Below are 11,289 nucleotides of genomic sequence, written 5' to 3'. Positions count from 1 at the left end.
CGATGGTCTCCCGGAAGGGCCAGGGCTGCGCTGTTCCCTGGGCTTCCCTTAGGTCGGTTTTGACAGAAGAAACCCCCGCCTTTGGTAGGCGGGGGAGGGAGGTATCCTCGGCTACCTGGACAAAGCCTCCCGGAGGAGGTGAACAACGCTATCGTGTCCGTTTAGGAGGGCGAGGTCTAGGGGAGTTTTCCCCTCAGCATTTGCTATCGTCGGATCCGCCCCCCGATCTAGGAGCGCTCCGACCACCTCGAGGCGCCCCTCCCGCGCCGCCAGGTGGAGGGGAGTCATCCCGTTCGCGTCCTGAGCATTTGGATCACCTCCTGCCCCCAAGAGCGCTTGGACAACCTCGGGGTGCGCAAAAAACGCCGCACGGTGAAGAGGAGTCCTCCCCCATATACCCTTTCGGTTGGGGTCGGCCCCCGCCTCCAGAAGAAGCTGGACGACGCGGAGGTTCCCGCTCGCCGCCCCCCAGTGGAGGGGGGTATTACCCACATCGTCCGGTGCGTTCACGTCGACACCCGCCGCTAAAAGAGCCCGGATGACCTCGATATGCCCCTGTCCCACCGCCAGATGAAGGGGAGTTTTCCCATTCTCGCCCCGGGCGTTCGGGTTGGCGCCTGCTGTTAAAAGCACCCGAACAACACCGAAGTGTTTCCCCCTCAATGCCATGTGGAGGGGGGTGTTTCCTCGTTTGTCCCTTGAGCTTGGTTCGGCCCCCCTCTCCAAGAGGAGCTGGACGATGTTGATGTGCCCCCTTTGCGCCGCCTTGTGGAGAGGAGCTTCCCCGTGCTCATCCTGGACATTGGGATCAGCACCCGTTTCCAATAGGAGCTGGACGATCTCGAGGTAACCCTCCCATGCCGCCCAGTGGAGGGGTGTCCATGCACGATGCCATTCCCTAGCGTTTGGGTCAGCGCCCGCCCCCACAAGAATCCGGACAACCTCGGCGTGTCCCTCCTCCGCCGCCACGTCGTGTCCCTTCTCCGCCGCCACGTGCCGGGTTTCCCCTTCCGCTTCAAAAAGGGCTTCAAAAATCTTCCGGAGTCCCTCCTTCGCCACCCTGTGGAGGGGGGTTTCCCCTTCGAGGTCCTGGACATTGGGATCAGCACCCGCTGCCAAAAGAATCCGGACAACCTTGGCGTGTCCCTCCCTCGCCGCCACGTGGAGGGGGGTTTCCCCTTCACGGTCCCGGACATTGGGATCAGCACCCGCCCCCACAAGAATCCGGACAACCTCGGCGTGTCCCTCCCTCGCCGCCTTGAGGAGGGGGGTTTCCCCTTTACGGTCCCAGACATTGGGATCAGCACCCGCTGCCAAAAGAATCCGGACAACCTTGGCGTGTCCCTCCCTCGCCGCCACGTGGAGGGGGGTTTCCCCTTCACGGTCCCGGACATTGGGATCAGCACCCACCCCCACAAGAATCCGGACAAACTCGGCGTGTCCCTCCTCCACCGCCACGTGGAGGGGGGTTTCCCCTTCACGGTCCTGGACATTGGGATCAGCACCCATTTCCAAAAGGACCTGGGCGATCTCGACGTATCCCTTTTTTGCTGCCAAGTGAAGAGGTCCCCCATACAAAAGGGAGTCATAGTTTGGGTCGGCGCCCCTTTCCAAGAGAGCCTTGACAAGAGCCAAGTCCCCACGCTCAACCGCTTCAAGAAGAGCAATGTCCGCTTTTCTGTCTCCAGTGTTCACGTTCACCTCCGCCCTGCTTCTTGGGTCCCTAGGTTTGGCTTCCCTATATGGGTCACGATTGTCGGCATTCCCAGAACCTAGTTTAGGGTTGGGTAAATCCAGTCTCGGGTGTCATTAGGAGAAGACCTCCCGCCCCCGGCGGATAGTCACCCCATCCGCCGCCCAAGCCAGGACCTCGTCCTGGATTGAGATGGTGATGCGGCTGAAAATCGGCTCCACCCTAACCACGTCTCCCAGAAAGCAGTCAATCTTATGGACGTCCAAAGGACTTCCCGGAAAAAGTCCGGCGCTAGGGACACTTGGCCATCCACGTGCGCCCCAATCTCAATCGTGTCTTTCATGGGCATCACCTCTGGGTTCAGGATAAGGAAACAACGACCGGGCTGCTTTCCCGCACGAAAAAACGCACAAAAGTCCTCTTCTAAAAGGGTTTTCTACTTACCTGACGCTTGCATTTCGCATAGTCTACAAGAAAACTCTTGGCTTAGCCTGCGATGAAACTACCAAGGGAGTGTAGGACACAGATTAGGTGCGAATGCCACACAATGTCGCCGACATAGCGGAAGGAGGTAGGAGGGGACTAAACGATATACGTGCTAAGGTTGCCCTTCATGTGGCTATCGGGAGTAGGTGCTGCTTTAGGAAGAGATCACACTTGTCCGCCGTGTAGCCCAAATGGTACCGAAACATTGCCACTGTGCCGAACATCCTGGCCAGGACCTGAACGCGGCCCTTCGGAAGGGCTCCCGCGGAGGCCGTTCTGTACTCCGAGGCCAGGCAAAGCCTGGCTTGTAGCCTCAGACTTTGGCCCGAGGGAGCGTAAAATGTATCTCCAGGAGGAGAGCTACCGCCAGAGGCCCATTCAGAACTTCTTTGCCTATATGAATTTTGGTTCCCTCGTGGTTGTGGCGCCACTGGATTTTAGAAATCGCGTCTTTATGATAAAGGGTAGCGTAGTAATGTACTTTATAATCATCTTCAAGGTTTATTTTTTGGGGTTTCTCTCCAAGTATCCAACCCGAATCGCGAAGATCCAATAAATAATCAAATACCCAACGCATTCTTTTTGTATCTGTGAACACAGTTGTCAGGGATAATTCGTCGGCAACTTTTATTTCCGAATTTTCTTCAGAAAGGGGGAGTATAGCCCTTTGAAAAAAGCTATACTCTTTACCGCTTATGGAGCAAAAGACCGGAATGAGGTTCATAGATAGCGTAGCATGCAAATATTTAGAAGATGTAATCTTCACAAAATACGGTTCGGGAACCAAGCTTACTTCGAGCTCATTTGTCCTCTCTATGTCAACTTTTAAAGAAAAAACTTTTGGTGCCACTTTGGTTTCTATTCTATCACCGAAGAAGTCTCCTGCGAAATGCCGCGCAAAGGTAATCATTACATCTTTAAAAATGTCTAAAACGCTGTCCAAATCCTCCTCGTGAAAATGTGCACAATAAATGTTGGACATGCCTTTCTTTTGTTCCAAAAAAGTCGGAGCATAACCACCCGTGATGTCCAATACCCTATCTTTAAGAGATCGCAACACAGAGCCAATTAGCTCCTTGTACGCTTCCTCCTGAGAGAACATATAGACCTCGCCCTAAGTATAGCCCATGGGACCACCCCAAAGTCAACCGCATACCCTAAACGCTCGCCTCTCCCTCATCACAAAAACCAATCTACCCCCCTCCAGAATTAGGCCTGCAGATGCATCTAAAAAAGCCATATCCCAAAGAACCCCATCAGCTTTCAGCGTTTCAACCCCAACTACAGGCGGGTGATGACTTGTCCCCACACGAGATAACTTTAACCCTGGATTCCAAGCGGGCCGCCAGGCACCCCCGGTTTTCAGGAACGCCTCCCTCCCCTAAGCGCGCTCTCTCCGGCTTCGGTGGGAGCTTTTCCGGGACCTGACGACCAGGAGACGAGGCCTCCTAAGGCCCAGGATTGCCTCCACTTCTTAGAGAGCGTCCAAGATCTCCGCCCACTCTACCGGGTCTGCAACCCCCCTGCGGACGGCTTCATCTAGCCATGGCAGGAGCGTTTCCCTTCCGTATAGGACCCTCGGTGCGGTGAGGAGGGCCCGGAGGGTCGCGGGCGTGAGATCTTCCCAGGCCCAAAAGAGGGCCTCCACCTCCTCCCCGGGCTCCGCCGGCAGGGGGATACGGGCGCGCAGGCGCGGCTCGGGAGCCTTCCACGGCAGGGGCAGAAGGACACTTCCTAGGCCACCCGAGAGGACCAACAGCCCACCCCAAGGTTTCGGTAGACGGTCCATGCGGAGGGTAAGGTATCCCCCCATGTCTAGGCGCAGGATGCTTTCGGGTGAACGCCACCCTCCCTCTCGCCCGGACTTGGGCTTATCCCGCGAAAAGGCGGGAAGAAAGCCCAATACCTTCCCCCTCTCGTCAAATGTTCGTTCCCTTTCCCAGTACCACAAGGGCAAGCGGAGGGTTGGCCGGGTGGGGCCCCGCTCCCGGCTAGCTCTCCTAGAACCCCCTTCCCGCCACCTACCCTTCGAGGCCCGCCGGGCCGGCAAATCCCGGGCACTCGCCCCTTCTTTAGGCGCTAGGAGGCCCACCCACCCTTCGGGGGGCACCGCCCCAAGGGCCCGAAGGAGCAGTAGGCCCAAAGGGGCTTCCTCCCAGGCCTTTCGCTCCCTCTCCAGGAGGGCGCGGACCTCTCCTACCTCCGGGGTGTCCTCGGCCAGCCTGGCCAGGAGTTCCAAGGCTAACCCACCGCCCAGCCCAGGGTGGAGGCGTACTGCTTGGCTTAGGAAGCGGCGGGCTTCGTCCTTGGCGCCTTGAGCAAGGGCCAGAAGCGCCTTGCGCCCCAACGCCAGAGCTTGGGCCACGGGGTCCTCCCCTAAAGGCCCCCGGGTTACCTGGGCAATGGCTTCCCTCCGGAAGTGCTCGCCCAGGTCCAGGCTGCCCGCTTGCAACGCATCCAAGGCCTCCTGCAAGAGTTCGCGGAAGCTCCTCACCGACGTACCCCTTCCCCCTCCAAGTCCCCCTTGAAGGGGCAACGACCGTCCCGCAGCCACCGGAGGATGGCCTCATGGTACTCCTCAATCAGGTCCCAATCATACCCCCCATTTCCTGGGTGGAGGCTTCCTCCACACCTCAGATAGTGAGCGGCCAAAACGTCGGCGAATTCATACCACATCTTCAAATGCTTCCGGAGGCGGGTGCCTTTCAGGCGGGTGTCCTCTTCCAGGTAGGCGGACAAGCAGAGGGTGTTGGCGTCCTTTCGCTTGGCTTCCAATACCGTTCCCTTTGCGTCACAGTCCAGATAGGCCCAGTCCATGTCCCCTTCCTTACGCAAAGGCTTTATGTCCCTAAAAAGCCCCCTTTTCGGATATTCACCTGCGTACTCACCTCACGCCACCGCCCGCAACACCCGGGTGATGGGCAGACCCGCCTGCCCAAGAAGCTGGGCCACCACGCTCCAGGCCATCACCCAAGCTTCCACTTGCAGGGCCACCGCCTTCAGCCCCCGTACCCTCCCCACCGCCCCCACCAGCCCCATCGGCCCCTTCAGCAGACCAAAGACCGTCTCCAGCTCCCACCGCCGCCCCAAAAGCCTCCGGTACGCACCTCTCCCCCGCCGCCGCAGGTTCAAAAGCCGCCCCCTCCCCTTTGGCCTTCCCCGTCTCCGGTTATGCCCCGTCACCAGAAGCATCCCTCGCCTCCTCGTCAACCGAAAGTTGGCTTCCCCCTCGTAGGCCGCGTCCGCCACCACCACGGGGGGCTTCTCCCCAGGAAACCTCTCCACCCCCCAGAGCATCCCCCGCCCCACCGGGGAGTCGTGCCATGAGGCCGGGGTCACCCGTAGGGCCAGCACCTCCCCCGTGTCCAGGTCCACGAGGAGGTGGAGCTTGTACCCATAAACCCAGCCCCCATCCGAGCCCACGCCCCAAGCCGCCTCCCCATCCGACCTCTGGGCGGGGAGAAGGGTGGCGTCCATGGCCAGCACCCGCCTCCCCCGGCCCACCCGCTTCCCTCCCCGCAGGAGGGGCCAGGGTAGCTTCCGGCTCCGCTCGCTGAGGGTGGCAGAGGAGGGAACGCGCTCTAGACCGAGGCGCTTGCGGAGCCTAGGGTTGCGGGCCAGTTCCCGGCGCATGCGTTCGCTGGAGAAGCCCAGGAGGGCGCGGACCAGGTGGAAGAGAAAGAGGCTGAGGTCGGAGAAGGTCCTGGGCCTGCCGGGTTTTCTCTCCCCTTCTGGCAAGCGGGCTTGGAGCCATGCCTGGAGCAGGGGGACCAGTTCCTCCAGGGGCAGGGGTAGGATGGAAGGGGGCGTCTGGTGTTCTTCCACAGCTCACCAAGCGCCCCCTTTTCCTTTGGCTTGTCAAGGGGGTATGCATTGAATATCCGAAAGGGGGGTCCCTAAAAAGATCTGCCGCTCCTTTATTGAATGGAAACCTCTCCTCCTGACGCACGAAGCCATAGACGAAGTGGGCCGCCGTGGCCTCCTGCAAGCGCTCGTTTTGGAACCGCCAGCTGTTGGCCAGAGCCTGGAAGAAAGCTACCCCTAAGACCGGAAAAGGGAGAAGGGCCAGGATTGCTTCCGGGACCAGGGGCAAGCAGACGCATCCCCGAGAATCGGGCAGGGGTTTACCTAGGTCCGGGAGTGCATCATTAATCCCCCTCAGCAACTCCCGCCAAAGATCCCACGCCTTATAGCCTCCGACTTCCTGGGCCAGGTAACGGCGTAGCGCCGATGCCCGCTTCGTCTTCGGGAGCCTTCCTATCTCCTCTGGTACAAAGGGGAGAAGAAGGTCTAAGTGCTTTTCCAATGCCCGCCGTAAAGCCGTACCCAGCCGGCCGCGCCCATCCTTTAGAGCCCTGGCCACCTTCGGAAGATCAGGCACGCCCTGGGACCACCGAGTCTCCCCCAAGGTCCCCAGGGCTTCCAAGGCCAAGAAGAGCAAACAAAGGGTCGCCCTCCCCTTGGGCCCTAGAGAAGCGTCTTTGCGGCCGTAGCGCACCACGCACACCAAGACCTGGTAAAAGAGGTACTTGGGGAGCAGATAGCTGTGCTGTTCCTCCGTTGTTGTCATACCTCTGGTTCCAGTATCCGGGTATGAAGGAGCCTTGACAACTCCACGGGCTGAAGTCCGAGGAGTTGTCACACACGACGCCTGATTTAGCCCCAAAGCGCTTCCTCCCATCCCGCAAGGTTCTGGCCACCCTAGGCTTGGGGACCATAGGGGAAGGACCTATTTTTCGGATGAAGCGCGCTAGGCTCCCATAGAGCGGATGGTTGGACTTCCGCCGACGGCATCCTGGGTCTTCGGGATGCAGGTTGGTTTGAGTCCTAAATGCGAAGAGCGAATGGAGAGAAACGCCGTCTCAAAGGGATTTGCCCCTTCGCTTTTCGTGGCAAGGAGCGCGACTATGTAGCCTACCTTTATTTTAGAGGAAGAGGTGAAGGATATGGCAAAACCTATACCGGTTAAGTTGGCGAATCTCGGCTCTAAGGAGGCAGGAAAGATGGACTTCTCCAGGGATGTCCTCTGGGGGCGCATGGACGGGGCCATGGGGAAGAAGGCGGTGGAAACACCCGTCTTCCTGGCAAATCCCCGCCAGATGGATTACCTCTACCCCCGGGAACGCCTCCGCTTCCTCCACCCCGAGGTGGCCCGCCGCTGGGCCCAGGAGAGGCGCAGGCGGAGGGACGGGGACGAGGGCGAGCCCCTGCAGGGCCTGGACACAGCGCCCTGGGACTGGTACCGGGAAACGGTAGCGGTGGGCCTCTACGTAGACCAAATGGATGGGGCGAAAAAGCGGGAGCTCCTCCGGTTGGCGGAAGGGGACCCGGAAGTGGAGGCCCTCCAGCACCACGATGGGCCTGCCATCCTTCTCTGCCCGGAACGCATCCTCTCCTGGGCGGGCCGGGAAGGGGTGCACCCCAACCTGGTCCTAGACAAGGTCTACTACCACGAGCTGGGCCACGCCCTCATGGACACAGGACCCACCCCCTACGGGGAGCTCTGGTGCCGCATCATTGAGGAAAGCCTGGCCAACTGGATCGCCTACAGCCGCTTCCGGGGTCGGGAGGCCCGGTGGGTGCAACGGCTCATCCAGGGGCAGCCCCCCGAATACTGGGGGTACTTGGCCGTGGAAGAGGGGATAGTAGATCCAGGGGACAGGGAGTGGTGGGAGTGGCTGGAAGAGCGAGCCTTGCGTTGGCAGTACCTTTGGCGCCGGCCTGATCGGGACTGGGACGAGTGGTGGTACTTCTGGCGTCGCCTTTGGAACGAGCTAGGAGAGTGGGGCTACGCCTTTCCGGCACGTGGGCGCCCACCTTTCCTCCTTGTCCCTGGACTCCTGCCCCTTAAACCCGGTGTACGGGTAGTCGAGATAAAAAGCGCATTCGTGGAATACAACCTCCTCCGTTGGAAGAAAGCGAAACAGCTAGGGGAGTTCCATGACTCAAATATGGTGCGGATCTATGCGGGGTTCGCCGAGGAACTCCTCCTGCGGGCGGTGGAGTAGGGCGTGGGTCCTGGTGGGCCTCCTCCTCGCCCACGCCCCAAGTGGAGGCCCGGGTGCACGCGGTGGACGAGGCGGGTGGGAGCGTAGAGGACGTGGCCTTCGGCCAGGGGGTCTTTGTGGCCGTCACCCCCTTCCGCCTCCTGGTCTCAAAGGATGGGGAGGTGTGGCGGGAGGTGCCGGCCCCGGCCCGCATGAACGCCATTGTCCACACGGAGGCGGGTTTCCTGGCGGTGGGCAACGCCGGGGTGCTCATGCGCTCGCGGGACGGCCTCCATTGGGAAACCCTTCGCCTCCACCGGGGGTGGGACCTCTTCGGGGTGGCCTATGGGAACGGCACCTACGTCTTCGTGTCTGGCTTGAATGAACTCTTGGTAAGCCGGGACCTGCGCCGCTTCCATCGCTTTAAGGTGGCCGGGGACGATTTGGAGATATACAGGGGGGATTTCGGGAAGGGGCGGTTCGTGTTCGGCGGCAGCGTCTTTCAGGTGGTGACGGTGGACGTGCACTGGGGAAAGGGGCGATGAGCATGAGGATCGCATCCGTGCGCAGGCGAGGCAACGTCTTGGACGTGTTTGACGAGCGGGGGCGGATCATCGGCCACATCAGCATCTCAAGCCAGGACGAGGTCCTGGGTTGGACGGCGGACACGGTGATCGTCCGCCGGGGACGGCGGGTCTACCACTACGACGCCCGGGGCCGCATCAAGGGCACCCGGCCCCTTTAGGGGGGTGAGGATGGAGGAGCCGGTTGTAACCCCTAACCGGGCGGTGGCCCGCCGGTTGGGTGTGCCCTACCGACCCCTGAGGAGGCTGGCAGAGGAGGTGGTGGTGCAGTCGGGCCTGGATGTGGCGTCCCCCTACCGGGCCCGCCGCCTTTTGGTGAGGGCGGTGAAGGAAGCCCTTTGCCCGAAGGACCCCAAGGGAATGGCGGCGGCCCTGGAGGGAGGGGTGCGCACCCTCCTGCGGACCGGACGGAGCCTCGAGGATCTTAAGGGCCTTCCCCCACGGCTAGCGCGCCTCGTGGAGGTGGCCCGCCGCTACCGAGAACTCCTCCGGAAGGAAAACCTTGTGGACCCCGCCGAAGTCTTCGCCGAGGCGGGAAAGAGCGCGCAAGGGAAACACCGCCTAAACGTGCGTGGCCAGCCCTACCTAGGGGAAGGGGAATTGGCCTTCCTGAAGGGCGCGGCCTCCCCCGGTAGCCGGGTGGAGCTCCTCCTTCCCGAAGGACCCTGGGGCCAGGCCAACGAAGGGGCCAAGAAGGCCCTCGAGGAGGTGGGCGTCCGCGTGGAGCCCCTGGTTCTCTCCCCATTGGGGGAGGCCTTCCTCCAGAGCAAGGGGGTCCCGGGGGGCTTCACGGTGGAAGCCCTCCGCTTCCCGAGCATGGAGGAGGAGGTGCGGTACGCCCTCGCCCACCTTAAGGCATTGCTCCAGGAGGGAACGCCCGCCAAGGAGCTCGCCCTGGTGGTTCGGGATGACCGCCGCTACGGCCCCCTGGTGGCCGCGGTGGGGTTTGAGTACGGGCTGCCCGTCCGGCTCCTCTACCGCATCCCCTTGGGGGAAACCCGGCTTGGTAGCCTGGTGGCCCTCCTGGCCGAGGTTCTGAAGGGTTTCCCCTACGAGGCTACCCTGCGCCTCCTCTTCCATCCCTTCGTCCCCGAGGAGTGGAGAGGGATAGACCTGGACCATGCCCGCAGGCTCCGGCCCCAAGGGGAAGCCTGGCGGAAGGTGGGCCTGCCCTCGGCGCTTTGGGAGCTAGGCCAAGTGGCGGATGGGAAGGACCTGGTAGCCCGCCTCAGGAACCTCCTCCGCTCCATACGGGATCGGGTCCGCTCCTGGCCCCGGGAGCGAATGGCCCTCGAGGCCCTCCTGGCCGGGCTAAGGGAGCTGGAGGAGGAGGACCGGGAAGGGGTTCTCTTGGGCCTTCCCGAGCTCCTCTTCCACTTCACCGTCCCCGCCCAACCCGGCTATGGGGGTTTGGAGCTCCACACGCCCCTGGCCCGCTACGGGGGGGAGTACCGCCACCTTGTCGTCCTGGGCATGGCCGAAGGCCTTACCCCGCCTCCCCTGAGCGAGGACCCCATGCTGGGCTTCCTCGAGGCGAAAGCCCTGCGGGAGAAGGGCATCCCCGTGGAGGAGCCCCTGGAAGGAGCGGCGCGGGAGGCCCTCATCTTCGCCGCCCTCCTGGGTAGCGTCGCCGAAGGGGGTAGCCTCCACCTCACCTACCCGGAGACCGTGGGCAAGGACCCCGTCCCCCCAAGCCCCTTCCTGGAGCGGCTTGGCCTCCACCCCAACCCGCCAGCGCCCAAGGCCCGGCGCGTGGGGAGCCTGGTGGAGGCCAGGAGGCTCGGCCACTGGGAGGGCGATCCCCTGAAGGCCCAGTTGGAGAGGGCCTTGGAGCTGGAGGGGGCGAAGTACTGCCCGGAGGAGCAAAGCCCTGGGCCCCGGCTCTGGCGGTAGGAGGGAAGCCCTGGCCTCCGGAGAGGCTTTCCGTTTCCGCCCTCGAGGACCTCGTCACCTGCCCCTTCCGCTTCTATGCGAAGCACCGCCTCCGCCTCCGGGGGGATGGGGAAGCGGGGGACGGGGAGCGGGCCGATGAGGGGCAGTTCCTCCACGAGGTCCTGGCCAAGGCCGTGCGGCGGGCCCTGGAGGCGGGCAAGAGGGAGGCTTCGGCGGTTAAGGACCACGTGGCGCAACACCTGGACGAGGCCTTTAGGGAGGTGGAGGCGGCCTGGAGGGAAGAGCCCAGCCTCTCCTACCTCGTCCGCCAAAGAGCTTGGGAATACCGCAAGGGGAAGCTTGTTTTCCTGCTCAAGCGTGCCCTGGAAAACGGCCTCTTCCTGGAAGGTTTCAATCCTCACCGGTCCTTTCGGACCGGTGCAACAAGGGATGGTGTCCCGGGTGGGGCGCCCCCTGGAGATGTTTCAATCCTCACCGGTACTTTCGGACCGGTGCAACGTTTGGGTGGAGTCGGGCTACTGTCCCCAGGCGGTGGGGTTTCAATCCTCACCGGTCCTTTCGGACCGGTGCAACCGTGGTAGCGTGGGGGTGGAGGTGAGAGGATGACGAAGTTTCAATCCTCACCGGTCCTTTCGGACCGGTGCAA

Annotated in this window: 9 protein-coding genes, 1 pseudogene and 1 CRISPR repeat array (1 of these 11 only partly in view); of the genes and pseudogenes, 5 read left to right on the top strand and 5 right to left on the bottom strand. The window is 62.0% G+C overall.

The features are described 5' to 3' along the window. Positions 1-111: 111 nt before the first annotated feature. The 5 genes from A0O31_RS11650 to A0O31_RS11630 all read right to left on the bottom strand — a co-directional run bounded on the left by A0O31_RS11650 (position 112) and on the right by A0O31_RS11630 (position 6,004). Positions 112-1,701 (bottom strand): ankyrin repeat domain-containing protein, encoded by a 1,590-nt coding sequence (locus tag A0O31_RS11650; protein WP_071678108.1) that lies wholly within the window; start codon positions 1,699-1,701, stop codon positions 112-114. A gap of 791 nt (positions 1,702-2,492) precedes the next feature. Continuing rightward, a complete protein-coding gene (locus tag A0O31_RS12795) occupies positions 2,493-3,281 on the bottom strand; it encodes a hypothetical protein (protein WP_152024477.1) in 789 nt (262 codons plus the stop codon). Between the two features lie 372 nt (positions 3,282-3,653). Continuing rightward, positions 3,654-4,673 (bottom strand): hypothetical protein, encoded by a 1,020-nt coding sequence (locus A0O31_RS11640; protein ID WP_071678106.1) that lies wholly within the window; start codon positions 4,671-4,673, stop codon positions 3,654-3,656. Then, positions 4,670-4,996, bottom strand: coding sequence for a hypothetical protein (locus tag A0O31_RS11635; RefSeq protein WP_152024476.1), 327 nt, complete (start codon positions 4,994-4,996; stop codon positions 4,670-4,672). Before A0O31_RS11635 ends, A0O31_RS11640 begins: the two co-directional genes overlap by 4 nt. A gap of 72 nt (positions 4,997-5,068) precedes the next feature. Then, positions 5,069-6,004, bottom strand: a complete 936-nt coding sequence (locus A0O31_RS11630) for a transposase (protein WP_071676838.1) — start codon at positions 6,002-6,004, stop codon at positions 5,069-5,071. Between the two features lie 1,178 nt (positions 6,005-7,182). Between A0O31_RS11630 and A0O31_RS11625 the strand changes: the two genes are divergently transcribed. From A0O31_RS11625 to A0O31_RS13265, 5 genes and pseudogenes are all read left to right on the top strand, one after another. Next, on the top strand, positions 7,183-8,187 hold the full coding sequence (locus tag A0O31_RS11625; RefSeq protein WP_071678104.1) for a hypothetical protein: 1,005 nt from the start codon (positions 7,183-7,185) through the stop codon (positions 8,185-8,187). 53 nt (positions 8,188-8,240) lie between these two features. Then, positions 8,241-8,711 carry a beta propeller repeat protein gene (locus tag A0O31_RS11620; protein ID WP_071678103.1) on the top strand — a complete coding sequence of 157 codons (471 nt, stop codon included), beginning with the start codon at positions 8,241-8,243 and terminating at the stop codon, positions 8,709-8,711. A gap of 2 nt (positions 8,712-8,713) precedes the next feature. Continuing rightward, the gene (locus A0O31_RS11615) at positions 8,714-8,911 is read left to right on the top strand and encodes a hypothetical protein (RefSeq protein WP_071678102.1); all 198 of its coding nucleotides are present in this window, start codon (positions 8,714-8,716) and stop codon (positions 8,909-8,911) included. Between the two features lie 10 nt (positions 8,912-8,921). After that, positions 8,922-10,643: a PD-(D/E)XK nuclease family protein gene (locus tag A0O31_RS11610; RefSeq protein ID WP_071678101.1), complete on the top strand. Its 1,722-nt coding sequence runs from the start codon at positions 8,922-8,924 to the stop codon at positions 10,641-10,643. Next, positions 10,538-10,855: pseudogene (locus A0O31_RS13265) on the top strand (PD-(D/E)XK nuclease family protein); the annotation flags it as partial. The gene A0O31_RS11610 and the pseudogene A0O31_RS13265, both read left to right, overlap by 106 nt. 175 nt (positions 10,856-11,030) lie before the next feature. Beyond that, positions 11,031-11,289: direct repeats of the CRISPR family, unit length 38 nt; unit sequence GTTTCAATCCTCACCGGTCCTTTCGGACCGGTGCAACC; it runs 372 nt beyond the window's last position.

This window comes from Thermus brockianus, assembly GCF_001880325.1.
Classification (GTDB): Bacteria; Deinococcota; Deinococci; order Deinococcales; family Thermaceae; genus Thermus; species Thermus brockianus.
Note: the sequence above shows the minus strand (reverse complement) of the source record. Positions and strands in the feature narration are given on the sequence as shown.

Excerpts from the sequence above, each read along its gene's own strand:
- A0O31_RS12795 (WP_152024477.1), bottom strand. The coding sequence starts at position 3,281 with ATGTTCTCTCAGGAGGAAGCGTACAAGGAGCTAATTGGCTCTGTGTTG.
- A0O31_RS11635 (WP_152024476.1), bottom strand. The coding sequence starts at position 4,996 with ATGGACTGGGCCTATCTGGACTGTGACGCAAAGGGAACGGTATTGGAA.
- A0O31_RS11625 (WP_071678104.1), top strand. The coding sequence starts at position 7,183 with ATGGACTTCTCCAGGGATGTCCTCTGGGGGCGCATGGACGGGGCCATG.
- A0O31_RS11615 (WP_071678102.1), top strand. The coding sequence starts at position 8,714 with ATGAGGATCGCATCCGTGCGCAGGCGAGGCAACGTCTTGGACGTGTTT.
- A0O31_RS11610 (WP_071678101.1), top strand. The coding sequence starts at position 8,922 with ATGGAGGAGCCGGTTGTAACCCCTAACCGGGCGGTGGCCCGCCGGTTG.